At 70.7% G+C, this 24,735-nt stretch carries 20 protein-coding genes; 6 read left to right on the forward strand and 14 right to left on the reverse strand.

The genetic code is table 11. The annotated features are described in order from the left end of the window. The first annotated feature begins 3 nt into the window (after positions 1-3). Positions 4-864, forward strand: a complete 861-nt coding sequence (locus AX669_RS11415) for a hypothetical protein (protein ID WP_062258526.1) — start codon at positions 4-6, stop codon at positions 862-864. Here AX669_RS11415 and AX669_RS11420 read toward each other — a convergent pair. Further along, a complete protein-coding gene (locus AX669_RS11420) occupies positions 828-1,259 on the reverse strand; it encodes a hypothetical protein (RefSeq protein WP_156445004.1) in 432 nt (143 codons plus the stop codon). The genes AX669_RS11415 and AX669_RS11420 overlap by 37 nt on opposite strands. A gap of 225 nt (positions 1,260-1,484) precedes the next feature. On the opposite strand from AX669_RS11420, the gene AX669_RS11430 reads away from it, so the two are divergent. Then, positions 1,485-1,733 (forward strand): WhiB family transcriptional regulator, encoded by a 249-nt coding sequence (locus AX669_RS11430; protein WP_006943843.1) that lies wholly within the window; start codon positions 1,485-1,487, stop codon positions 1,731-1,733. Positions 1,734-1,997: 264 nt separating this feature from the next. Here the strand turns inward: AX669_RS11430 and AX669_RS13110 are convergent, their stop codons facing one another. Both AX669_RS13110 and AX669_RS11435 read right to left on the reverse strand, forming a co-directional pair. Further along, the gene (locus AX669_RS13110; protein WP_156445005.1) at positions 1,998-3,677 is read right to left on the reverse strand and encodes a sensor histidine kinase; all 1,680 of its coding nucleotides are present in this window, start codon (positions 3,675-3,677) and stop codon (positions 1,998-2,000) included. A gap of 5 nt (positions 3,678-3,682) precedes the next feature. Further along, positions 3,683-8,593 carry an NAD-glutamate dehydrogenase gene (locus tag AX669_RS11435; RefSeq protein WP_062258531.1) on the reverse strand — a complete coding sequence of 1,637 codons (4,911 nt, stop codon included), beginning with the start codon at positions 8,591-8,593 and terminating at the stop codon, positions 3,683-3,685. A gap of 209 nt (positions 8,594-8,802) precedes the next feature. Here AX669_RS11435 and AX669_RS11440 point away from each other — a divergent pair, with 209 nt between their 5' ends. After that, positions 8,803-9,384 carry a hypothetical protein gene (locus AX669_RS11440; RefSeq protein ID WP_062258533.1) on the forward strand — a complete coding sequence of 194 codons (582 nt, stop codon included), beginning with the start codon at positions 8,803-8,805 and terminating at the stop codon, positions 9,382-9,384. Positions 9,385-9,411: 27 nt separating this feature from the next. On the opposite strand, the gene AX669_RS11445 is transcribed toward AX669_RS11440, so the two are convergent. From AX669_RS11445 to AX669_RS11455, 3 genes are read right to left on the reverse strand one after another with little or no spacing between them, the layout of a single operon-like run. Beyond that, positions 9,412-9,819, reverse strand: a complete 408-nt coding sequence (locus tag AX669_RS11445; RefSeq protein ID WP_006945782.1) for a hypothetical protein — start codon at positions 9,817-9,819, stop codon at positions 9,412-9,414. A gap of 37 nt (positions 9,820-9,856) precedes the next feature. Then, positions 9,857-11,143 carry a ParA family protein gene (locus AX669_RS11450; RefSeq protein WP_062258536.1) on the reverse strand — a complete coding sequence of 429 codons (1,287 nt, stop codon included), beginning with the start codon at positions 11,141-11,143 and terminating at the stop codon, positions 9,857-9,859. Beyond that, complete coding sequence (locus tag AX669_RS11455; protein ID WP_131941310.1) at positions 11,140-11,820, reverse strand: SAF domain-containing protein; 681 nt, start codon at positions 11,818-11,820, stop codon at positions 11,140-11,142. The genes AX669_RS11450 and AX669_RS11455 overlap by 4 nt, the downstream gene beginning before the upstream one ends. Before the next feature lie 118 nt (positions 11,821-11,938). Between AX669_RS11455 and AX669_RS11460 the strand changes: the two genes are divergently transcribed. Continuing rightward, a complete protein-coding gene (locus AX669_RS11460; RefSeq protein WP_006945776.1) occupies positions 11,939-12,154 on the forward strand; it encodes a helix-turn-helix domain-containing protein in 216 nt (71 codons plus the stop codon). Positions 12,155-12,235: 81 nt separating this feature from the next. Here AX669_RS11460 and AX669_RS11465 read toward each other — a convergent pair whose 3' ends face one another. Continuing rightward, complete coding sequence (locus AX669_RS11465; protein WP_131941312.1) at positions 12,236-12,799, reverse strand: hypothetical protein; 564 nt, start codon at positions 12,797-12,799, stop codon at positions 12,236-12,238. Between the two features lie 200 nt (positions 12,800-12,999). Between AX669_RS11465 and AX669_RS11475 the strand changes: the two genes are divergently transcribed. Next, the gene (locus AX669_RS11475) at positions 13,000-14,112 is read left to right on the forward strand and encodes a LysM peptidoglycan-binding domain-containing protein (RefSeq protein WP_167539849.1); all 1,113 of its coding nucleotides are present in this window, start codon (positions 13,000-13,002) and stop codon (positions 14,110-14,112) included. Further along, on the forward strand, positions 14,109-14,660 hold the full coding sequence (locus AX669_RS11480; protein ID WP_038568921.1) for an Rv3235 family protein: 552 nt from the start codon (positions 14,109-14,111) through the stop codon (positions 14,658-14,660). The genes AX669_RS11475 and AX669_RS11480 overlap by 4 nt, the downstream gene beginning before the upstream one ends. A 13-nt stretch (positions 14,661-14,673) precedes the next feature. Here the strand turns inward: AX669_RS11480 and secA are convergent, their stop codons facing one another. From secA to mtrA, 7 genes are all read right to left on the reverse strand, one after another. Further along, positions 14,674-17,397, reverse strand: coding sequence for a preprotein translocase subunit SecA (gene secA / locus AX669_RS11485; RefSeq protein WP_062258538.1), 2,724 nt, complete (start codon positions 17,395-17,397; stop codon positions 14,674-14,676). 97 nt (positions 17,398-17,494) lie between these two features. Then, positions 17,495-18,109 (reverse strand): response regulator transcription factor, encoded by a 615-nt coding sequence (locus AX669_RS11490; protein WP_051806017.1) that lies wholly within the window; start codon positions 18,107-18,109, stop codon positions 17,495-17,497. A gap of 127 nt (positions 18,110-18,236) precedes the next feature. Then, a complete protein-coding gene (hpf, locus tag AX669_RS11495) occupies positions 18,237-18,878 on the reverse strand; it encodes a ribosome hibernation-promoting factor, HPF/YfiA family (RefSeq protein ID WP_062258541.1) in 642 nt (213 codons plus the stop codon). Positions 18,879-19,101: 223 nt separating this feature from the next. After that, entirely contained in the window at positions 19,102-19,887 is a 786-nt protein-coding gene (locus tag AX669_RS11500) for a ComF family protein (RefSeq protein WP_051806019.1), read from the reverse strand. 219 nt (positions 19,888-20,106) lie between these two features. Further along, on the reverse strand, positions 20,107-21,930 hold the full coding sequence (locus AX669_RS11505) for an LpqB family beta-propeller domain-containing protein (RefSeq protein ID WP_081873695.1): 1,824 nt from the start codon (positions 21,928-21,930) through the stop codon (positions 20,107-20,109). Continuing rightward, a complete protein-coding gene (gene mtrB, locus AX669_RS11510) occupies positions 21,927-23,741 on the reverse strand; it encodes an MtrAB system histidine kinase MtrB (RefSeq protein ID WP_338032952.1) in 1,815 nt (604 codons plus the stop codon). Before mtrB ends, AX669_RS11505 begins: the two co-directional genes overlap by 4 nt. Then, positions 23,701-24,387 (reverse strand): MtrAB system response regulator MtrA, encoded by a 687-nt coding sequence (mtrA, locus tag AX669_RS11515; RefSeq protein ID WP_115297234.1) that lies wholly within the window; start codon positions 24,385-24,387, stop codon positions 23,701-23,703. Before mtrA ends, mtrB begins: the two co-directional genes overlap by 41 nt. Between the last annotated feature and the right edge of the window lie 348 nt (positions 24,388-24,735).

The following is a 24,735-nucleotide window of genomic DNA, read 5'->3' on the forward strand; positions in this document are numbered from 1 at the left end:
GGCATGTCAACCCGCGCCAAGATCGCCGTCGCCGGCCTCGTCGTCGCCGCCCTGCCCGTCGTCGTCGCGACGACCGGTTCGGCCGAGACGTCGCCGGCCTCCTCCCCCACCGCGGCGACGAGCACGTCCGCTGCGACGCCGTCGTCCGCGACCACGGGCGCGTCGCCCAGCGCCTCGTCGTCGGGATCTGCCTCCTCGTCGGCCGCCGCTGGGTCGACGCACGTCGACAAACCGCTGCAGCTACGCCTCGACGGCAAGACGGTCGACCCGTCCTCCGTGCCCGACGCGACGTCACTGTTCACCCGCGGCGAGCTCGCGCCGATCATCCCGCACCTCGACGGGGTGAGCGGCAGCGACGACACGCTCGAGTTGAACATCGCCGGTGAACCCTCTGACGACCGCAGCCACTTCGTCATCGCGCTGCCGCACACCGGTGAGTGGAAGGACGTCGAGGCCGCCTGGAAGCGTGACAAGGCCCTGCACGAGAAGCGCGCCCAGGCCAACCGCGGTCTCTACACGTTCTACGGCGAGGGCGCGCAGGGCGTCAGTGATTCCTTCACCGACGGGACGACGGCCTATGCGCTCGTGCGCACGGGGGATGCTGCGGCGGTCGTCCGTTTCTCCGGCATCGGTTTCTCGACGCTGGCCGCCTCGCACGCCGATTCGCGCCGCGCGTACACGACGAAGACCGTGCCCGCGCTCCTCGACCTGCTCGGCGCGAAGCTGCGAACCGGTGAGTCGACGAAGGATGCGGGTGCGTCGTCGAGCGCGACGAGTTCTGCGACGTCCGGCGGCTCGGCGAGTCCCTCGACGTCACCCGCCGGCTCTCAGAGCGCCGCGCCGTCCTCGACGTCCGCGTCGTAACGCGGTAGCGGCAGCGCGACGACGAACGTCGCCACAGCAACGATGACGGTCGCGATGCCGAGTGCGGCGGCACCGCCGTCCATGAGGCTGAAGCCGATCGGCACGAGCATGGCGTTCCACAGCAGCGTCGGGGTCTTGACCAGTGACTTGGCACGCACCAGGCCGACGACGAGGGCCAGCACCGCTCCCCCGAGGACGACGAGCATGGCCGCCTCCGTGAGGGCGCGCGTCGTCGTGCTGGCCGATCCGGTGACGGCGCTCACGACCGACATGACGGCCATGACGAGGATGGCGGCCGCCGAGATCGCCGTGCCCGTAGCGGCGGCGAGCCAATGGGCGCGCGAGCCCTTCCAGGTGGGAGCGGGGATCGATGACGTCGAGCGGGTGGTGTCCACGCTTCCACTTTACGCCGCGACATTTACGAACATCGTGTGAGCAAAAGCTCACATAAGCACACAAAAAGTTCGGGCAAACCCCTTGTGCTCGCCCGCGCCAGGTGTGAACCTATAACGGAACACCTCCGCAGCGCGTCCCAGCGTCGCACTGTGGACACGCCGGCACCCCGGCAGCGTTCGAACCGACCCCGCCGGTTTCAGCGGAGACATCAAGGAGCAAGCCACATGGATTGGCGCAATCGCGCTGCGTGCCTGGACGAGGACCCGGAGCTTTTCTTCCCGATCGGCAACACCGGCCCTGCCCTGCAGCAGATCGAAGACGCCAAGGCTGTGTGCCGACGCTGCGAAGTGATCGACACCTGCCTGAAGTGGGCTCTCGAATCCGGTCAGGATGCAGGCGTCTGGGGCGGCCTCTCGGAAGACGAGCGTCGCGCTCTCAAGCGCCGCAACGCCCGCGCCCGCCGCGCCAGCTGACCTGAGCCCCGCGTCGACGACTGGCGGCACACCCTGGGTGTGACCGCCAGTTCTGTCATGTCCGGGCCCGGCTGCTGGTGCTGGGATCTGCGCGCCGGCGGGTGAACACGGCGATGAGCGACTGTGACCGATGATCGCACATGGGCACGAACATCGCCGATGGGGACGGGATTCGCGAAGGTAGACGAAAATCGCCGATGGGGACGGGATTCGCACACCGGGTAATGGTTGAGAATCGAGGACTTGGGGCGCGGCTGACGTAGGTCAGTTCGACGCAGGGACTGGACGCAGACGGGCGCTGAAGTGCGCGTCGGTGCCGCCGCCCTCGAGGCGATGCCAGGCGATCTCGCCGTGCAGATCCTCGACGAACGTCGTGACGATCTGCGTCCCGAGCCCGCTGCGCACGCGTGCTGACGCACCTGTCGGCGCGTCCGGGCCGGTACCGCCACGCTCGCCGCCGGGCGCACCTCCGCGCTCGTAGCCGCGGCCGTCGTCGATCACGTGGACGTCGAGCCGGTCGCCGTCGCGACGTGCCCGTACGGTGACGTTGCCGCCGGCGTCCCCGAGGCCGTGCTCGACGGCGTTCTGCACGAGCTCGCCGAGGACCATCGCGAGGGACGTCGCGTCCTCGCTCGAGAGCACACCGAAGGAGCCGTCGAGGTGGGAGGCCACCGAGGCGTCCGAGCGGCGGGCCACGTCGATGCTCGAGGCGAGGCCGCGGGCAGCGACGTCGTCGAAGTCGACCGTGCCACCGAAGCCCTCGCTGAGCGACTCGTGAACCGCGGCGATGACGCCGACACGGCGCCCCGCGTCGGCGAGGGCCTGACGGGCCTCCTCGTCGGGCAGCCGGCGCGCCTGCAGGCGCAGCACCGCGGCCACCGTCTGCAGGTTGTTCTTGACGCGGTGATGGATCTCGCGGATCGTCGCGTCCTTCGTCAGCAGTTCGCGGTCGCGACGGCGCAGCTCGGTGATGTCGCGCAGCAGCAGCGCCGCGCCGAGGCGGCGTCCGCCGGCCACGAGCGGCACGGCACGCACCATGACGGCGGCCGAGCCGCGCCGGAACTCCGCCTGCCAGGGGGCGCGGCCCGCGAGCACGACGGTGGCCTCCTCCGGCCCGTCGCTCGCCTTGACGCCGCGTTCGTCGAGCGCGGTGGCGAGGCGCAGGCCGGGGATGTTGCTCTCCACCCCGAGCCTGCGGAGCGCCGAGACCGCGTTGGGGCTCGCGTAGGTGACGCGACCGCTGGCGTCGAGCTCGACGACACCGTCGCCGACGCGCGGCGCACCCCCGCGACCGCCCATGACGCCGCCGCCGTCGGGAAAGGTGCCCTCGGCGATCATGCGGAACAGCGCCTCCGCGAGCGCCACGTAGCGCGTCTCCAGGCGGCCGCGGCGACGCACGTTGCCCAGGCGCATGTGGCACCCGAGAACCGCGATGACGCGTCCGCCGCGCCGCACGGGCACGAGGCGCCGTGAGACCGGCTCGCCTTCGACCACGATGTCCACGCGCGTCTCCGCACCCTGGAGGCGAGCGCGATCGAGGCCCACCTGCAGATCGTTCGAACGGGCGGCGTCCTCAACGCCGTCACTCACGTCGGAGGCGTCCGCGCGGGCTTCACCCTCACGCAGCCCCCGCTCGACAGAGGTGCCTGCGCGAGCAGCAACCTCAGCGACGCCACCACGATCGGCATCGTCCTGTGTCTGCGACGAGTCGAGTTCCTGCGGCCTGGCGCCGACGAGGTCGTCGGCGAACAGGCTGACGCCCGTCGTCGGGCGTACGTGCGCCGCGACCTGCCACCCGGCGTCGCCGCGCACCCACATCATGAGGTCGCCGAAGGCGAGGTCGGCGAGCAGCTGCCAGTCGCCGACGAGCAGGTGCAGCCACTCGTGGTCGGCCTCGTCGAGTGACGAGGCCGACCCGAGGACGTCCTGCATCGTCGCGTTCACCGCGCTCAGTCGCGCTCCCCTGCCGCAGCGCGCGTCAGTGAGCGCATCGTGCGCAGCGCCACCGACATCGGGGCCAGGCGGGCCGCCGAGTTCTGCACGCCCGTCACGGCGGCGCGGGCACGCTCGACGGCGAGCGAGTGGCGCTGCGCCCACTGCTGCCAGCGCTCCTGCGTCGTCTGCGATGCCTCCGACTCGGCGAGCACATCCCGTGTGAGGTCGGCGAGCACCGCGTACGCGTCGTCGCGCACGGCGCCGCGCGCCAGCGCGTCCCAGCGGTCGTCACGCGGCAGCTCGGCGATGGCGTCGAGCATGCGGCCGAGGCCGATCTGGGCGCCGCCGTAGTAGTACGCCGCGGCGACGTCCTCGACGTCCTCACCGAGGTCACGCGCGAGCTCGACGATGTCGAGCAGGACGAAGTCGTCGAGCAGGGCCGCCGCACGTCGCGCGAGCGCCGTCGGGACGCCCTCGCCGACGAGCTGGTCGACCTCGGCTTCGAACTTCTCGCGCCCGACGCCGACGACGAGGTCGGGCACCTTCGGCGACAGCTGCTGCACGGGCTCGCGGTAGCGCTCGACGAGCGTCTCGATCGGCGTGTGCTCCACCTCGTGGTGGACGAACCAGCGCGTCGCGCGGTCGAGCAGGCGGCGCAGACGCAGCAGCAGCCTTGACTGCACCTGCGTGCTGATGACGTGGTCGAGCGCCTCGACGTCGTCGATGAAGCTCTGCGCGTCGAACACCTCACGCGCGACCACGAAGGCCTTGACGATCTCCTCGGCCCGGGCGCCCGTCTCCTCGACCGCGCGGTGGACGAAGGTGATGCCGCCGCGGTTGACGAGGCCGTTGACGAGCGAGTTCGTGATGATCTCGCGCCGCAGCGGGTGGTTCTCCATCGTCGTGGCGTACGGCTCGCGCAGCGCCTCGGGGAAGTAGCCGAGCAGCTCACGCACGAGCCACGGGTCGTCGACGAGCTCGCTCGCGCCGACCTCGTTCTTCAGCCGTAGCTTCGAGTACGCGAGCAGCACGCTGAACTCCGGCGACGTCAGCCCCTCGCCGGCCTCGAGGCGCCGATCGATCTCGGCCTCGTCGGGCAGGAACTCGAGCTCGCGGTCGAGGAAGCCGTCCGACTCGAGGTCGGCGATGAGCCGGCGGTGCACGTGCAGCATCTGCGGGCCCTGCACGCGAGCGTTGCCGAGCAGCGTGTTCTGGTCCGTGTTGTGACGCAGCACCTTCGAGCCGACCTCGTCCGTCATCGAGGCGAGCAGCTCGTTGCGCTCCTCGAGCGCGAGCGCACCGTCGCGCACGGCGTCGGCGAGCAGGATCTTGATGTTGACCTCGTGGTCGCTCGTGTCGACGCCGGCCGAGTTGTCGATGGCGTCGGTGTTGACGCTGACGCCGTGCTGTGCCGCCTCGATGCGCCCGCGCTGGCTGACGCCCAGGTTGCCGCCCTCACCGATGACGCGCACGCGCAGGTCGCGACCGTCGACGCGCACGGCGTCGTTGGCACGGTCGCCGATCTCGGCGTTCGTCTCGTCGGAGGCCTTGATGTACGTGCCGATGCCACCGTTCCAGAACAGGTCGACGGGGGCGAGCAGCACCGCGCGCATCAGTTCGTTCGGCGTCATCGTCTCGACGCCGTCGTCGATGCCGAGCGCCTCGCGGATCTGCGGTGTCAGCTTGATCTGCTTGGCCGAGCGGGAGAAGACGCCGCCGCCCTCGGAGATGAGGTCGCGCGAGTAGTCCGACCACGACGAGCGCGGCAGCTCGAACAGGCGGCGCCGCTCGGCATACGACGCGGCAGCGTCCGGGTTGGGGTCGATGAAGATGTCACGGTGGTCGAAGGCGGCCACGAGTCGGATGTGCTCCGACAGCAGCATGCCGTTGCCGAACACGTCACCACTCATGTCGCCGACGCCGACGACGGTGAAGTCGTCGCTCTGCGTGTCGTGGCCCAGCTCGCGGAAGTGGCGCTTGACCGACTCCCACGCGCCGCGGGCGGTGATGCCCATCGCCTTGTGGTCGTAGCCGTTCGAACCGCCCGAGGCGAAGGCATCGTCGAGCCAGAAGCCCTCGCGACGAGCTACGGCGTTGGCCTTGTCGGAGAACGTCGCGGTGCCCTTGTCGGCGGCGACGACGAGGTAGGGGTCGTCGTCGTCGTGGCGCACGACGTCCTGCGGCGCGATGATCGTGTCGCCGTCACGGTTGTCGGTGACGCTGAGCAGACCGCCGATGAAGGCCTCGTAGGCCTCGACGCCCGCGGCGAGCCATGCCTCGCGATCCGCCGGGTCGGGTAGCTGCTTCGCGACGAAACCGCCCTTCGACCCGGTCGGCACGATGACGGCATTCTTGACCATCTGCGCCTTGACGAGGCCGAGGATCTCGGTGCGGAAGTCCTCGAAACGGTCGCTCCAGCGCAGCCCGCCGCGCGCGACGAGCCCGAAGCGCAGGTGCACACCCTCGACCTTCGGGCCGTAGACCCAGATCTCGAACATCGGCACGGGCGCGGGGATGCCGGGAACGTCGGCGCAGCGGATCTTGAACACGAGCTCCGCACACTCACCGGAGAGCAACTTCGGCGTGTACGCGTTCGTGCGCACGATCGCCATGATGACGCCCTCGAGTGTGCGCAGGATGCGGTCGTGGTCGAGGCTCGTGACATCCGCGAGACCGTCGGCGAAGCGCTGGCGGACGGCCTGCGTCTGCGCCTCTCGCTCGTCGGCGTCGAGGGAGGGGTCGAAGCGCGCCTCGAACAGGCGCACGAGCAGCGACGTCAGATCCGTGTTCGCGAGCAGCGCCGCGACGACGTACTCGTAGCTGAGCGAGAACCCGATCTGACGCATGTAGCGCGCGAGCGCCCGCAGATGGTTGATCTGACGCCACGACAACCCGGCCGCGAGGACGAGCTGGTTGAGCGCGTCGTTCTCGGCCTGCCCGCGCCAGGCGGCGAGCACCGTCTCCATGACGTTCGTGCGCCGACGCGCGCTCTCCTGCGGCGTGTTGCCCCACATCGCCGTGCGGTCGGCGACGAGGCCGAAGTCGTAGACGTGGCAGGTGGAGCCGTCGGCGCGCGTCAGCGTGTACGGACGCTCGTCCGAGACCTGCACGCCGAGGTTCGTGAAGATCGGGAATACCTCGGTGAGCATGAGCGGCTCGTTGCGGAAGATCTTGAGGCGTCGCTCGCGCGAGTCGACCTTGTCGGTGCCGTACAGCGTGAGCGCCGCGTCGTCGTCACCGAGGCGTTCGAGCCGGCGCATGTCGGCGACGGCCTGACGGGGGGTGAAGTCGTCGGAGTAACCGGCCGGGAACCCGTCTGCGAAGGTCGAGACGAGCTGGCGGGCATCGACGTCCGCGAGCCCCTCCTCCGCGTGCGCGGCCTGCGTGACGCGCTCGCTCCACGTGCGCGTCACCTCGAGGACGGCGGCGCGGATGTCGTCCGCACTGACGTCCGGGATCGCCGTCCCACGCGGCAGGCGCACCGTGTAGTAGATGCGTGCGAGCGCCTCGGAGGTGACGCGGGCGGTGTAGTCGACCGTCTCCGAGCCGTACGCCTGGGCGAGGTGCTGTGCAATGGCCTCGCGCACGCGGGTGTTGTAGCGATCGCGCGGCAGGTAGACGAGGACGGCGACGAAGCGGCCGTAGTCGTCATTGCGCAGGAAGACGCCGACGTGACGGCGCGCCTGCAGGCGCACGACCTCCGTGGCGATCTCGTAGAGGCGCTCCGAGGAGGTCTGGAACAGCTCGTCGCGCGGGTAGCTCTCGAGCACGTGGAGCAGGTCGCGGCCCGAGTGCGAGTCGGGCGAGTAGCCCGCCCGGCGGATCACCTTGGCGACGCGCTCGGCGACGATCGGGATGCTCGACGGCGACGCCGCGTAGGTGCGGGCGGTGTGCAGGCCGAGGAAGCGACGCTCGCCGGTGACGTTGCCCGCCTCGTCGAATGTCTTCACGCCGACGTAGTCGAGGTAGGCGTCACGATGCACGCGCGAACGCGAGTTGGCCTTCGTCAGCGTGAGCAGCTGCGGCGAACGCGCCGCGGCGCGACTCTGCGGCGTCATCCGCTCGAACCCGCGCGGCGCGTCGGAGGCCGAGCGCAGGATGCCGAGGGCGCTGCCGTCGACGGGACGCAGCACGTCCTCGCCGTCGACGACGTCGAGGGCGTACTCGCGATAGCCGAGGAAGGTGAAGTTGTCCTCGGAGAGCCAGGTGAGGAAGCGGCGCACGTCGGCCGTCGCGAACTCCGGCACCGACACGGGCGGGTTGGCTCCGAGGTCGTCGACGATGGCGAGCGCCTGGTCGCGCATGCGCTGCCAGTCGTTCGCGGCGGCGCGCACGTCGTCGATGACGTCGCTGATCGTGCGCTCGATCTCGTCGGCGCCCGTGAAGTCGCCCAGCGGCGAGATGTGCAGGTAGACCCACGACTCCTCGCTCTCGCGCTGGCCCTCCGGCACCGTGTCGGTCTGGCCGGGCAGGCGCACCGCGCCGGGACGCTTACCGCTGCGGCGCGCGAAGCACAGCTGCCCCGAGGCGTCGCGCCGCACCGCCATCTGCGGGTGCAGCAGGTCGCCGATGCCGGCGCCACGCGAGGTGACGGCGGCGACGATCGAATCGACGACGAACGGCATGTCGTCCGTGACGACGCGGATGACGGCGCCCGCAGTGAGACGGTTGACGCCCCCGTGCTCGACGGCGTCGTCGATGAGGGAGGCGGGCAGATCCCCCTCGACCTCGACGATCGAGTGCGCACCGGCGCGGCGCTGCGCGGCCTGCATCTGGCCCTCGACCACCCAGGCCAGGTGGTCGAGCGACTTGCCGGCCAGCTCGGCCGGAGGGATGTCGCCCAACACCCCCTGGACGATCTCGAGCGCGACCCCGGTGCGGGCCTCGACGTCGGACAGAGCAGGCGTTGGAGCCTCGGCAGACATGACCTCTCCTGGCAGAGCGACGGGCGGTACGACGCTGTACCGCTGCCGTCGACTCTAACGCGCCCCGGCGACGTCGACGGCCTTCGGCGACGTCGACGGCCTTCGGTGTCGCAGACTTCACCGACGCGCCAGGACGCCTCGCGTCGTCGTCCACAAGCTGGGGGCTCGGGCTCGGCACGTTGTCGGTGCCGGCGCCTACGGTGGGGTTCATGGAATCACTCACCGCCGCACCCACGGACGTCGCCCCGCAGCTCACCCGGGCTGCGCTGCGACTGCTCGACGTCACGTTCGAGCCTGCGGCGGTGTGCAGCGGTGAACGCTTCGATCTCGTCGTCGAGGCGTTGAGCGATCAGTTGAGCGACACCGCGACGGCGCTGCTGGCCACCGCTCCCCTGCCACCGTTCCGCGCGCCCGAGCTGCCTCATATCGCCGGGGCGACGACGCGTCGCGCGGGGGTGACGTTGCGGCGCGCCGTCGAGGAGGGCACGCTGCCCGGCAGCGGCCGCTCCTTGACCACGAGCCGTGACGATCTGCTCGACGTCGAACGCTCGATCCGCGACCTCGTGAGCACGCACCCACAGCTCGCGTCCACGGCAGCGCTGCCCTGCGCGGACGCGGTGGGGCGCCTCGCGCGCGTCGTCTCCACCTACGCCCACGGCTACGCGCGGGTGGCTGCCGCGCTCGCACGGCCCGGCTGCTCTCGTGAGGCGGCCGCCGACGCGGCGGCCCGCACCGAACGAGCGCTCGTGCGCTGCCTCGATCGCTGCGGTGACACGCGGGCCCTGCGCTGAGCGCGGGCACGCTCCGCCGGGGGCCGCTCAGAGCAGTGCGCGTACCGCGTCGATCTCGCTCGCGTCGTACCAACTGAGTTCGAGGTCGGCGTCGTCGCTCACCTGCTCACCCTCGTCGCCGACGAGGAAGCACGCGACATCGCGCAGCGTCACGTCGCCGTCCACGACGACGCGGCCGGGGAGTGCGCCGCCACCGGTGGAGGCCGCGGGCCTCACTCGAGCGTCCGGCACGTCGACGACCACGACGACGACGCGGCGCCCGGCACAGCCTGCGGCTGCGAGTTGCGTCGCGATGTGCTCGTGCAGTTCCTCGTCGCCGTGCGGGGCGAGCGCGCGCACGTCGTCGGTGACGGCGAACGCCGCCTCCACCGTCAGAGCCGAGGTGGCGAGCGCCGCGACACCGTCAGCGGTCACGGGGCAGTACAGGCGAGTCATCGGAAAGCCTTTCGAGCGGTGGGGCGACGCCTCGAGCCTAGCGGCGCCGCCATGCGCGACGACGACGCGTCGCATGCGGTGCCACGTCGGCGCCCAGCTCGCTCGCGAGATCGCGCACGGCGGCGAGGTACGGTGCGCCATCAGCGCCCTCGAGCAGGGTTCCGCGCAGCACCGCGGCGTCCAGCGCATCGCGCACGTCGGGCAGCACCGCCACGGGTCGCACACCGAGGAAGCGTTCCAACGCGTCCGCGACGACCGACGAGGCGCTCCCGCCGACCGCTCGTTCGCGGGCCTTCGACACGACGACGCGGACGTCGTCGTGCAGGTCGATGATCGCCGGCGCGTGTTGCACGAACCGTTGCAGCGAGACAGGGTCGCAGCCGGCGAGCGCGACGACGTGGTCGGCGCGCGCGAACGCCTCACTCGAGACCCCGACCCGGGAGGGAGCGACGGTGTCGAACAGCAGGCTCTCGTCGGCCTCGACCTCGGCCGCCACGTCGATGACGACCCAGCGGTAGTGCTGGGCGGCGAGATCGAGGACGCGGCCGAGGTGAAATCGGGTCAGCTCGTGCCAGCGCCCGGAATGCCCTATGCCGGTGAGCACGTCGAAGCCGGGCGTGACGTGCGCGGCGATGGAACGTAACTGGTGCAGGTTGAGGGTGCCCGCATCGACGAGACGCGCGGCCGCGAGCACGCCGGGTGCCTCGTCGAGCAGCCCGAGATGCGCCGAGCAGGACGGCGCGACTGTGTCGGCGTCGACGAGCAGCGTCGGCCCGCTCTCGCTCAGGGCCTGCGCGAGATGGGTGGCGCACGTCGTGCGCCCCGGAGCGCCGGGCGGGCCCCACACGACGACGGTGGTGCTCGTCGGCGATGACGCGGCCGCTGCGCCGTCATCGGGCCCGTCGGTGGCCAGGCTCGTCTCGGCCTGTTCTGCGGCGGCCGAGAGCTCGTGCTCGGCGGGGCCGGTGTGCGCGAGGGTCTCGAAGGCCTGCTCCAGCTCGCCCGATCCGACGACGTGGGTCCGTCGCAGGGACCACGCCTCGCACTGGCGAGCGTCCAGAGCGGATGTGGCTGAGACGACACCGAGCACCGACGCACCCCGCACGGTCAGTTCCGCGACGACGCTGCCGTTCATGCCCGGGAAATCAGGGCTGATCGCGGCGACGGTGACGGCGCCCGACTCGGCGGCGCTGAGTAGTTCGGTGACATCGGCGCAGCGCCGCACGAGGGTCGCGTCCTCGACGGAGGCGAGCTCCTCGGCGAACCGCGCCTCGAGACGCGCCGAGATCGCGGTCGCGACGGTGCACACCGTCATCGTCGTCACGAGCGGGCCGCCGAGTCGAGCGGCACCAGCGTGATGCGCGCGCCCGAGTTGACGGCATCGATCATTGCCGGCAACGACTCGCGCGGGACGAGGATCTCGACGGGCGAGCCGTCGGCGACGGCGACGACACCGCCGCTGCGCGAACCGACGTGCGACACCAGGGCCCGCTCGACGCTCTGGTGCGGCTTGTCGAAGCCGGTCGAGCCGGCGCCCTCCTTCTTGTCCGAAACCCAGACCTCGACGTCCCCGCCGGAGCGGATGACGTCGGCCTGCCCGCGCTCGACGTTGACCGACAGGGCGCGAACCGTCACACCGGAGGCGTCCCCGACGGCGTTCTTCGGCACGAGCTCCCCGGCCCCGACGGCGCGCTGGACGACGCCGCCCGGCTGGGTCGCGCTCGACAGGTACTGCCCGCCGCGATCGTCGAGACGAACCCTCGTCGGCACGAGGTCGGACGAGGTGAGGCGCTGACCAGGCACGAGGGCGCTCTTCGCACTCCACACCTGCACCGAATCGTCGAACGAGCCGATGACACGCAACGTGCCGAGCACGCCGAGGGCGAGCAGCACGATGCCTACGACCCAGCGCACGTCCTTCATGCCGGTCGGCACGAACCGCCGCGCCGCCTGCGCCCCCGGCGAGACGTCCTTCAACCTGCGTACCCCACGCTCACCCACGATGTTCCTCCTCGTTCGTCCACAGCCGAGATCCATCGTCACGCGGGCGAGCGGGCCCGACGCCTAGAATGATCGTCAGGTTTTGGTAAGAATCTCCGCACCCGTCGAAAGGCACCCCATGGCGCAGCGCTTCGTCCAGATCGCCGACGTGGCGGAGACCCTCAACGTCTCGGCGCGGCAGGTCTACGGACTCGTCAAGTCGGGTGAGCTGCCGGCGATCAAGATCAACAACCAGTGGCGCGTCGAGGCAGCCGAGGTGGAGCGCTACATCGAACGCGCCTACGCCGCAACGCGATCCGCCGTCGCCGCCGGCGGAATGGGCGAGGACTTCTGAGGGCTCGACGTTCGTCCACGCGCGCCTGATCACCTGCTCGGGGGGCCGGCGTGAGGTGTGAACTCAGTCCGCGGCAGCGGCTCAGCGTCCGCTGGCGTTGACGTCGATCCACGCGAGATGGGCGAGCGGGAGCACGAGACTCGCCGCGCCGCGCGCCGGGGTGAGGACGACGTGATCGGCGCTCACCGCGTCGATCGTCCCGACGATCGTGTGCCCGCCGAGGCGATGCCAGGCGAGAGGGGCACGTGAACGCGCCATGGCACGCAGCACGCTGCTCCATCCGCGTCCGATCGACGAACCGTCGGCCGCGACGTGGGGGCGCCCCAGCCCGCTGACGCAGGCGATCGCACTGACGGGCACGAGACGGAGCCCGGCACGCACGAGGTCGTCGACACCGTGCACCGCATGCACGCCGTCACGATCGAGAGCGAGCCAGCCCTCCCCCACGTCGAGGAGGTGCCCGCGCAGAGTCTCGGTGCCGACGCTCAGTGCGACGACACTGCCGATCCCGGCACGCAGCCGGTCGACCAGCGTGACGCCGGCGTGCTCGACGCGCACGCTCTCAGCGACCTCTGCCCGCGCCTCGGCACGTTCCTGTGCCTCCTGGGCAGCCTCGAGGTCGGCCAGCAATCGCTCCATTCGCATGGCTCGACGCTAGAGCAGCGAGGAGCTCGGACGGGCGAAAAAAGTTTTTCATCTTCCACGCCCCCACTCGACACGATGTGTCGTTACATTGCATTCATCGACATCACACGTCACTGAACGTCATCGTTCGTCATGGATGTTGATCGGCGGCGACACGAGTCGCGCCGAGGCGCATGACGCGACGACGAAGGCGGAACGCGATGATCACGACGACCAGGGCGAGCACGTCGAACCCCTCGAACACACCTGTCACGCCGCAGCAGCTGAGGAGCGCCGGCATCCTGGCGGGCCTCAGCGCACCGCTGCTCGCGACAGCAGCCGTGGCCGTCGCCGTCACGACCCGACGGGCGCTGCCCGGGCCCGGCGCGACGAGCGAGGACGTCATCGGCGTCGCCGCGGGCGCCGTCCTCACGCTCGCGCTGGCCCGCCTGGCGTGGCTCAGTCTTCGCTCTGCCCTCGACCTGCGGTGCGAGGCACGGCTGCTCGTGGCGGGCGACCTCGAGTGTGGCCGATCGGCGCTCGTCCGAGTTCAGGTCTGCGATTCGCGCTCTGTCGTGGCGCGCTCTGCACCGGTAACGGCGGACGCGACGGGGTCGAGAACCCGCACGGCGAGTCTGTTCCTCGCCGTCGCGGCACTCATCACCGTCGGCGCGCAGTCGGCCGGGGCCGCCGAACCCGCGCCGCGCCCGTCGTTCTCCGTCTCGGCCGAGGTGATGCCGCCCGCCTCGGCCTCTGTCACCGACGCAGCGGCCCCTTCCGGGGCGGTCTCGCCAGCGGCCGCCACTCCCTCGGGCGCGGCACCTGCGTCTGGCACAACCAGCTCGCACTGGCCCGACCGCGAGGCCCCCGACGTCGACGCCCCGGACTTCGAAAACCCCGACCTCGACGCCCCTGACCTCGACTCCCCCGCGTTCGGTTCCCCAGCGTCCGTGTCGGCCCCGTCCGAGGCACGCACATCCGACTCGGCCACGTCCGACACGCCCCAGCCAGCGGTGCCGCGTCCCGGCTGGACGCCGGATCCGTTCAGTACCTCGAACGAGCTGTCCGCCATCGTGCTGGGCACGCCGCGCGGTTCAGGCACGGCCGCGGAACACAGGACGCACGTCGTCGTGCGCGGCGACACGCTGTGGAGCATCGCGGCGTCCTACCTCGCCCCGGGCGCACCGGCGGAAGACGTCGCGGCGTCCCTGCCGGGCTGGCTCGAGGCCAACCCGCTGCTGCGGCTCGATCCGGACACGATCGAGGTCGGCCAGCAGCTCACCCTTCCTGCGTCCTTCGTCTCGACCACCTCAGCGTTCGGAGCCCACCGATGACCACCCTCACCCTCGAACGAGCGAGCGTCGCACCCCCGCGCGCGGCCCACGAAATGCCGCGTGAACTCGATCTGCACGAGATCGGCGGGTTGCTCGACGGCTCGCTGCGCGTCGCCGACGTGCCGGCCATCAGCGCGCGCCTCGCGGTCGACGTCAGCCGCGAGCGCCTGCCGCACCGCGGCGAGCACGACGAGATCTTCGGCCCGCAGCACACGGCGACGTCCGCGTTGCCGGACGCACGGGTGTGGACGCAGCGCTTCGCCCTGGCGCTCGTCGAGGCTCTGGCGGGGCGTCGCTCACCGACGCAGCTCACGCCGCACACGAGCCCGGACGTGCTGGCCCGCATCCAGCGACGCCACCGCACGACACTGCGTCGCGGTGCCGCGCCCGGACCGACGGGCGTGCGGCGCGTTCAGGTGTGCCAGCCGTGCGACGGCGTCGTCGAAGCGGCCGTCGTCGCCCGCGTCAACGGCCGTGCGACGCCGATCGCCCTGCGCCTCAACGGGGTCGACGGGCGCTGGCAGGTCACCGTCCTCGAGCTGATCTGAGCGTGTCCGCGCCTCAGCGCTTGCGCTTCTTGCCGCCCTTGCTCTTGCGGCTGCGCGCTGCGGAGCGACGCTGTTCGCGCGACATCTGCTCCTCGTCGTCCATGACGTGCCCGTCCTTGGCGACGACGTGATCCTCAGCGAGGCCCTCCTCGTTGGGCGCCGTGAAGTGCAGCTGCTCCTGCTTGGGTGCGGGCGTGGATGCCTCGACCTCGGCGGGGTCGACGTCGACGTGGAAGAACAGCTGCGTGGACTCCTCCTTGATCGACTCCGTCATCGCCTCGAACATCTGGAAGCCCTCGCGCTGGTACTCGACGAGCGGGTCGCGCTGAGCCATCTGCCGCAGGTGGATGCCCTCCTTGAGGTAGTCCATCTCGTACAGGTGCTCGCGCCACTGGCGGTCGAGGACGGTGAGCACCACGCGTCGTTCGACCTCGCGCGCAACGCTCGAACCGAGGAAGGCGACGCGGTCGTCGAACGCGTGCTGCGCATCGGAGCGCAGTTCCTCGCCGAGGATCTCCGGCGTGATGCCGGCGCGCCCGCCGAGCTCCGCCTCGAGCTCCTCGAGACCGATCGTGATCGGGTAGAGCTCCTCGAGGGCGCCCCAGAGTCGCTCGAGATCCCAGTGCTCGGAGAAACCGTCCGCGGTCGCCGTCGCGACGTACGTGTCGATCGTGTCGTTGATGAAGTGGCGCATCTGGCCGTCGATGTCACCCTCGAGCACACGCTTGCGTTCGGCGTAGATCGTCTCACGCTGACGGTTGAGCACGTCGTCGTACTTGAGGACGTTCTTGCGGATCTCGAAGTTCTGGCCCTCGACCTGGCCCTGGGCGGACTGGATCGAGCGGGAGACGATCTTGTTCTCGATCGGCTGGTCGTCGTCCATGCCGGAGCCCGACATGAACCGGTCGACGAGCGCCGCGTTGAACAGGCGCATGAGGTCGTCCTGCAGCGACAGGTAGAAACGCGACTCACCGGGGTCGCCCTGGCGACCGGAGCGTCCGCGGAGCTGGTTGTCGATGCGGCGCGACTCGTGACGCTCGGTGCCGAGGACGTACAGGCCGCCGAGTTCCTTCACCTCGTCGTGCTCGGCCTTGACCGCGGCCTCCGCCTTCGCGAGGGCCTCGTCCCAGCTCGCCTCGTACTCCTCGGGCGTCTCCTCCGGGTCGAGGCCCCGCTGCTTGAGCGCGGCGACGGCCATGAACTCGGGGTTGCCACCGAGCATGATGTCGGTGCCTCGACCGGCCATGTTGGTCGCCACGGTGACGCCGCCCTTGCGCCCGGCCTGCGCGACGATGGCGGCCTCACGCTCGTGGTGCTTCGCATTGAGCACCTCGTGCGCGACGCCCTTCTTGCGCAGCAGCTCCGACAGGCGCTCCGACTTCTCGACGCTCGTCGTACCGACGAGGACTGGCTGGCCCTTGCGGTGACGCTCGGCGATGTCGTCGGTGACGGCACGGAACTTCGCGTCCTCGGTGCGGTAGATGCGGTCGGGCTGGTCGACGCGCTGCGGCGGGTTGTTCGTCGGGATCGTGACGACGCCCAACTTGTAGATCTGGTACAGCTCGGCGGCCTCGGTCTGGGCCGTACCCGTCATGCCCGACAGCTTGTCGTACATGCGGAAGTAGTTCTGCAGCGTCACCGTCGCGAGCGTCTGGTTCTCGTTCTGGATCTCGACGCCTTCCTTGGCCTCGATCGCCTGGTGCACACCCTCGTTGTAGCGACGTCCGGCGAGCATGCGGCCGGTGTGCTCGTCGACGATGAGGATCTCGCCGTTCATCGCGACGTAGTCCTTGTCGCGCTTGAACAGTTCCTTCGCCTTGATGGCGTTGTTGAGGTAGCCGATGAGCGGCGAGTTCTGCGCCTCGTAGAGGTTTTCGATGCCGAGCAGGTCCTCGACCTTCTCGATGCCCGGCTCGAGCAGGCCGACGGTCTTCTTCTTCTCGTCGATCTCGTAGTCGCCCGGCTTCGTGATCTTGCCGTCCTTGCCCTTCTCCGCGCGCGTCAGGTGCTCGACGATCGAGGCGAACTCGACGTACCACTTCGTCGCCGCGTCGGCAGGGCCGGAGATGATGAGCGGCGTGCGGGCCTCGTCGATGAGGATCGAGTCGACCTCGTCGACGATGGCGAAGTTGTGGCCGCGCTGCACGAGCTCGTCCGTCGACCAGGCCATGTTGTCGCGCAGGTAGTCGAAGCCGAACTCGTTGTTCGTGCCGTACGTGATGTCCTTGTTGTACTCGTCTCGGCGCTGCGCCGGCGTCATCGACGACAGGATGCAGCCCGTCTCGAGCCCGAGCGCGCGGTGCACGCGGCCCATGAGCTCGGACTGGTACTCGGCGAGGTAGTCGTTGACGGTGACGACGTGGACGCCCTTGCCTTCGATCGCGTTGAGGTAGCTCGGCAGTGTCGCGACGAGCGTCTTGCCCTCACCGGTGCGCATCTCGGCGACGTTGCCCATGTGCAGCGCGGCACCACCCATGATCTGCACGTCGAAGTGACGCTTGCCGATCGTGCGCTTGCTCGCCTCGCGCACGGCGGCGAACGCCTCGGGCAGGATCTGATCAAGGCTCTGCCCGTCCGCGAGTCGCTTGCGGAACCGGTCGGTCTCCTCCCGCAGTTCGGCGTCGGTGAGCTTTTCGAAATCCTCTTCGACGATGTTCACCTGAGCGGCGATCGCCTCGAGCTTCTTGAGCGTTCGTCCTTCGCCGGCGCGCAGAACACGTTCGACAATTTTGGGCACGCGAGACTCCGTAAATCGTTGATCGATCACCTCGGGCGACGGGCCGTTCTCACGGGCCCTCACGCGAGGTGGCGCCCGACGCGCGGGCACAGTTCCCCTAAGAGTAATGGGTGAGCGGCGGCGCCGCCCCGTCAGAGTCCGCTGGGTCGGGTGCGTCTGCGGTTGCCTGTTCCCCCGGCGCCTGACGCAGCAGCGCGCGCGCCTCGGCGCGCGAGGACACCCCGAGCGTGCGATAGATCCGGGCAAGGTGGTTGCGCACGGTGTTCTCCGACAGGAAGAGCGTCGCGGCGATGCTGCGGTTCGAGCGGCCACGAGCCACAAGGTCGAGCACCTCGCGTTCGCGCGCGGACAGGGCATACGTCGGGTGGGGCGCCCGGGCGAGGGCGCATGCCACCGCCCACACCTGAGCCGCTCGCTCGGGTGCCACGTACGGCTCGTCGGCACGCAACATCCGGGCGAGCGCCGCTTCGTCGAGTGGCGTGGGCACCTCGGCGAGCACACCGTGAACACCGCAGCGGATGGCGGTGGCGAGGATGTCGTCGTCATCGGTGACGACGAGCAGGTGCTCGGGGGTGGCGTGTTCGAGCTGCGCGAGCAGCTCCGCGGCGCTGCGCGGCGCACACCACCGCCACGGCACCTGGCCGCCGGTGATGACGCCGGCATCAGGTCGGCGACCCCTGAGAAGGTCGCGCGGCGCGCCGGCGACGTTCATCGTTCGAGCCTGTTGGACGAGAGCGCTCGCGTGCACGAACCCGACCCCATGGAGGCGTCAGGGCGCGTTCGCCGGGCGGCGGGCGGTCCGTGACGCACCCGCAGCCCGGCGTCATCGGGCGCGCTGCTCAGGCTGTCTCCTCCAGCGTGTCCGGTGCTTCGTCGACGAGGTCGAGGTGGATCACTCCATAGCTCCACCCACGGCGGCGGTAGACGAGGCTCGGACGACCGCTGCTCTTGTCCTGGTAGAGGTAGAAGTCGTGGCCGACGAGTTCCATCTCGCGCAGGGCCTCGTCGACGTCCATGGGCGCGCTCGCGTGCACCTTCTCGCGCAGCTGCACCGGGCAGTCCGGATCCTCACCGAGCTGGGCGGCCTCCGGCGCGTCGTCGCGCGTGTCGGGCATGATCTCGAGCACCGGCAGATCCGCCGTCGCCTCCGCGACGGACATCGTGCGGTGCTGGCCGCGCTGGATACGACGACGGTCGTGCTGGCGGCGCAATCGCTCACCGAGCTTTCCCATGACGAGGTCGAGGGCCGCGTACTCCTCGTCCGCCGACGCCTCCGCGCGCACGACGGACCGCTTCGAGCGGCACGTCACCTCGACGCGGTAGGCCTCCTTGGCGCGGCGCGGGTTCGGCTCGTGCGTGATGACGACGTCGCAGCGCATGACGCGCGGGTCGAGCTGCGGAACCTTGGCCAGCTTGTCCTCGACGTGTCGCGCGAGGCGGGCAGGAACCTCGACGTGTCGGCCGGTCACGGTGATCTCCATGGAAATCGACTCCTCGGATCGAGAGAAACTTCGGTGAGAAATCGGCCCCGTCAGCCCGGCTGCAGGCGTCGGGAGCCGCTTCGTGCGCGCCACCACCTCCTGCGGGGATGCTTGTTCGATGTCCTCCAACCTAACCCCCCATCGACGCCCGGGGAAGGGTTCGGGAACGGTCGATTCCGGCCGCCCCCGCTGCGGGCGCCGGCGGGGTGTGATCGTCCCGCGGTCAGCCTGCCGAGCGGGCGTTCGGCTCGTGCGGCGTCGCCGCGAGCGCCGCGACGGCGACGACCCGCACGCCCGCTCGTTCCAGCGTCGCGTGCGCCGCGGCGAGCGTCGCGCCGCTCGTCACGACGTCGTCGAACAGGACGACGCGCGCGCCGGCGCGAACGAGACGCTCCGCCGTCCGCGGCTCGATCCTGAAGGCCCCTTCGACGTTGCGGCGTCGCTCGGCGAGAGTCAGCCGCGCCTGATCCGCGACGCCCCGATCGCGGTGCCGCAGCAGGCTCCGTCCGCTGACGAGGCTGGTGCCCCGACACACGGCGTCGCACAGTTCGCCCAACGGAAAGCGTCCCCGCTCACGGTAGGCCGCGGCCCGGGACGGAATGGGCACGAGGACGAGTGGCCCGGCGCCGGCCGATGGCCGCGCGCCCAGCGCGGCATCTTCGAGTGTGGCGTCGGTGAGTGCGCGAGCGAGCGAGCGGCGCGCGAGGCGCACGAGGACGTCGAGGCCGTCGCTGCGTCCACGATCCTTGAACGCCGTGATGGCCTCGCGCAACGGCCCGTCGAACGCCGCAGCGACGGCGACGTCGAGTTCGGGGGCGTGATGGGCTCGCACCGTGAACGCTTCACGGCACAGACCGGCGTCGCACGTCGCGCACCAGCTCGGGCCCCATGCGCCGCAGCCGAGACAGTTCGACGGCCACGCCAGATCGACGACGTCACGCAGCGCGCCCCTCACCCACGCGACCGGCGGCGTGAGCCGGGCGCCGACGTCGCGAGACTGGCGGGGCACACCCGCGATGATGCCGCCCGCGCGACGACGTCACCACCGACACGCGCTCGCCCCTGTGGACGAGGGTGCGCCGCAGCGCTCCCCCGGGCCACAGCCGTCACCGGTTGTGGACGACGGAGTCTCGGCCCACGCTGTCCGGCGCGCTTTCGACCACCTCATCCAGAGCGACGAGCACGTTCGGCGCGCGCCGAACGACGGCGTCCCAAGCGGAGACGGGTGTCAGGATCGCGGGGCGATGAGGTCGCCCCGGGTGAGGAAACTGCTCCACGAGGAGCCCTGGCGCGTGAAGACGGTGTTCGCGTCGGTTCGCACGAACAGGCCGCTTCGCCCGTCGAGAGTAGACACGAGGCTGCTCGCGCCCGTGACGCCGCCGAGGGGCACCGGGGCGTCGTCGAGCGGCACGAGGGTCGGTTGCAGGAGACCGTCGCTCGTGCCGAGGACGGCAAGTGACGTTCCGTCCGCCCACACGACGTCCTTGACGTCGTGCACGCCCGGCGCGATGTCGTGCGCCGGGCCGAGGGAGACAGGTCGACCGCGCTCGTCGCGTTCGACGGCTGCGACGACGGCGCGGGCGTCGTCGCGGTCACGGATGGTGAGAGCGACGCGGGAGCCCTCGGGCGACACGCTGAGCGACGTGACGGAGGACGCGCCGAGCCACGGGACGTCGAGGGCTGTCGGTGTTCGCGTCGGCGAGGTCGACGTCGTGTCGAGCGCCCACAGCGCGGCGCTCGAGGTGTCGCCTGTCCTCTTCGACCTGGACGCCTGCGACGACGGTGATGCCGACGACGTGCGGCCTGCCACCCACAACCATCCGGAGCTGTCGAACGCGGGACGCACGAGCTGGTTTCCGAGATCGGGGACGGTGACGTCGGTGCCGTTGAGCCAACGTCGTACCGACGTGCGGTCCTTCGAGATCGCCGCGATCTGCCGCCCGCCCTGGCCGGCGGCGAGCAACGACCAGTCGGCCGGCACCGCGGGCAGCACGGGGCGTCCCTGCGCCGCGCGGGCGTCGGTGCCCGAGACGGAGTCGTTCGCCTGGGCGTGCGTCCAGGCGAGGTAGGCGCCACTGCGGGAGATGACCTCGTCGAGGCTGTCGGCGGTGATCGAGTAGCCGACCTGGCTCGGGTCGCTCACCTGCGCAGGCAGGTTGTCGGTCTCCAGGCGCGCCCCGCCGACGCGCACTGAGACCGAGCGCACCTCCGGCGCCTGCATGACGGTCGCCGTCACCGACGCCCACAGCGCGGCGCGCGCGGGGTTGTCGGCAGCGCTCGCGCGGCTGGAGAGCGCGACGTCCGCCTCGCCGTCGCGCACGGGCACGGCGTCGACGGCGAGCGCCGTCCCCGTCGGCAGGCTCGTCGCGATGGCGGGGCGCAGCCACTGCGGTGGGGCGGAGAGCGCCGCGCGCGCGAGCGCCGTCGCGAGACCCTGGCGCGGCAGCAGGCGCGGGTCGGGTACGAGCGAGCGTCCGTAGGCGGCCGGGTAGTACACGTTGACGCGGCTGAACAGGCGCGCGACGTCCGTGCTGCTGATCCACACGCCCAGCCCGTCGGGCACCTGGCTGAGGCGCCATCCCCCGGCCGTGGAACCCACCGTGAAGCGCAGGTCGCGGCGGGTCGTCGACGGTTGGCGCACGAGGTGGCCATCGGCGTCGATCGTCGCGACGACGGGGACGCTGAGACGCACCGTCGTCGTGTCGGGGCGGGTGGCCGTGATGTCGCTGTCGCCCGCGAAGACCGTGACGGCGCTGCCCGGTTTCCAGCGACGGCTCGCGTCGCCGGTGAGGAAGGTGCGGGCAGCCTGGTAGTCGTCGTGCGCGGACATCTGGGCGCGTAGGAAACCAGTCGCGATCTGGCGCGGATCGTCGTAGGCCGACGCCGTCAGCGGCTCGACGGCGAGCGGTTCGCTGTCGTCCTTCGCGTCGACGGCCTTGCCCGGCGCGACGCTCGACGTCGAGGGCAACCCGACGCACCCGGCGGTCGCGAACACGCTCGCCGCGGCGGCCACGGCCACCAAGGCGCGCGGCAGCCTGCGTCGTGGGCTCATCGTGGGGCCTCGCCGGCGTCGACGGCGCCCTCACCGTCGATGACCTGGGGCAGTGAGTTCGAGCGCTTCTTCGCATCGATCGCGACCGGGTAGCCCGACGCCAGGCGTGCCCCGCCGTCGGAGGTGCGCATCGTGCCGCTCGAGATCTGTTTCGTCCTCGCGGTGAGGCCGGGCTGCAGCGGGCCCGGACTCGCGGCGATGGCGACGCCCTGCACGCGCGGCAGCGTCAACCGGAAGCAGGAGCCCTCGCCGGGTGCGCCCCACGCCTCGAGAAAACCGTCGTGCAGGCGGGCGTCCTCGAGAGAGATCGACAATCCGAGGCCCGTGCCGCCCGTCGTGCGGGCGCGGGCGGGGTCGGCGCGCCAGAACCGGTCGAAGACCTTGTCCGCCTCGCCCTCCTTGAGTCCGATGCCGTAGTCGCGGACGCTGACGCTGACGGCAGTCGAGTTGGCGCGCAACGTCACGACGACGGGCTGGCCCTGGCCGTGCTCGATGGCGTTGGCGACGAGGTTGCGCAGGATGCGCTCGACGCGGCGGCGGTCGACGTCGATCGTGACGTCGATCGTGACGTCGTTCGGCGCGTCGAGCACGAGGCGGCAGCCGAGCTTGTCGGCGAGCTGCGCGTGCATGTCGTTCACCTCGGCGCACAGCTGGCGCATCGACGTCGGTGTGCGGCTCAGCACGGCGCCGCCGGCGTCGAATCGGCTGATCTCCAGCAGGTCCGCGAGCAGCGACTCGAAGCGGTCGAGCTCCTTCGACAGCAGTTCGGAAGAACGCGCGACGTGCGCCGCGAAGTCGCCGCGTGAGTCGTGGATCATGTCGGCGGCCATGCGGATCGTCGTCAGCGGTGTGCGCAGTTCGTGCGAGACGTCGGAGGTGAAGCGTTGCTGCAGGTGCGACAGGTCCTCGAGCTGGCCGATCTGACGTTGCAGGCTCGAGGCCATGGCGTTGAAGCTCGTCGCGAGGCGCGCGATGTCGTCCTCTCCGCGCACCGGCATGCGTTCGTCGAGGTTGCCGGCGGCGAGGCGCTCGGAGACGTGCGCGGCGGAGCGGACGGGGGTCACGACGAGGCGCGTCGCGAGGTAGGCGCAGGCGCCGAGGAGCAGGATGAGCGCGAGGCCGCCGGCGGCGAACGAGGTGCGCACGATGCTGAGCGAGTCGGCTTCCTTGTCCATCGGGAAGATGAGGTACAGGTCGTACGCGCCGGCGTTGGGGATGCTGACGCGTGAGCCGACCATGACGGCGGGGATGTGGCGGCCGGTCGCGTCGAGGGAGATGATCTTCGTCTGCTGATGCGCGGGGTCGCGGGCGAGGGCGCCGCGCACGTCGGCGGGTGGGGTGAAGCCGCGCGCACGGGCCGTCGCGACAAGGGGGATGCCGGGGCGCGTGTTGTCGCTGGCGCGCATGAGGATGACGAGGCGCGCGGAGTCGTCGAGCGGGCTCGCGATGCGTTGCACGGAGTCACGCGAGAGGTTGTAGAGCGTCGTCATGTCGGTCTTGTCGGTCGCGTCGAACGCGCTCTGGACGTCAGCGGTCTCGCTCAGCGCGATCTGTTGCGCGGACGCGGTCTTGCTGCGCACGAGCCCGTCGGCGATGCCCTGGTACATGAGGGATCCGACGGCGATGACGACGGTGAGGCCCATGAGCATCGTCAGGCTGATGACGCGCACGTGCAGGCTGCGTCGCCAGCTGCGCACGCAGAACGTGACGAGGCGCCTGATTGCGCGGCGGGACGCGTCGTAGGCGCGTCGTAGGACGCTGCGGGGTGCCTCAGGTGGCGGGTGTGCTGGCACCGGCCTTGTATCCCACACCTCGCACGGTCACGACGATCTCGGGCCTCTCCGGGTCCTTCTCGACCTTGGCGCGCAGGCGCTGGACGTGCACGTTGACGAGGCGCGTGTCGGCGGCGTGGCGGTAACCCCAGACCTGTTCCAGCAACACTTCGCGACTGAACACCTGCCATGGCTTGCGGGCGAGGGCGAGCAGGAGGTCGAACTCGAGGGGAGTGAGGGAGATCGGGGTGCCGTCGCGGGTGACGGAGTGGGCGGCGAGGTCGATCGTCAGGTCGCCGATGGTGACGGTTTCGGGTTCGGCGTCGCCGCGGCGCAGGCGGGCGCGGACGCGGGCGACGAGTTCGGCGGGTTTGAAGGGCTTGTTGACGTAGTCGTCGGCGCCGGCTTCGAGGCCGGCGACGACGTCGAGGGTGTCGGTGCGGGCGGTCAGCATGACGATGGGGACGTCGGATTCGGCGCGGATGGCGCGGCACACTTCGACGCCGTTCTTGCCGGGCAGCATGACGTCGAGCAGGACGAGGTCGGGTTTCGCGTCGCGGAACGTGGCGAGTGCTGACGTGCCGTCGCCGCAGTGGGTGACGTGGTAGCCCTCGCCGCGCAGAACGATGCCGAGCATCTCGGCGAGTGCCGGGTCGTCGTCGACTATCAGCACACGGTTCATCACGTGGGGGCCCCTTCCTTCGTGCGGCGCGTGCGCCCGGTGGGGCGCCGTCCTCGGCTCATTGTCACACATGCCTGCGGGCCCACCCCGGACCTCTTCGCGCGTCCTGCCGTCCCCGGGACGTTCGTCCCCACTCTGCCTGCGCGTGCGTTCTGTCTGACCGAATGTGGACGTGATTCGCACAGGTGGGCGAGATTCGCGAATGTGACCGTAAATGGCAGGTGTGCACACCCCGCGCCCACGGTTGAAACGGCGACAGCCACGCGGGCCGTACCACGTCGCAACGTGGACGGCCCGCGTGTCGCAGTGAGACGGGCCCGCCAGGGCCCGGCCACAAGACGCGCCAGAGAG

Source organism: Dermacoccus sp. CCH2-D9 (assembly GCF_001556795.1).
In the GTDB taxonomy this organism is placed as follows: domain Bacteria; phylum Actinomycetota; class Actinomycetes; order Actinomycetales; family Dermatophilaceae; genus Dermacoccus; species Dermacoccus nishinomiyaensis.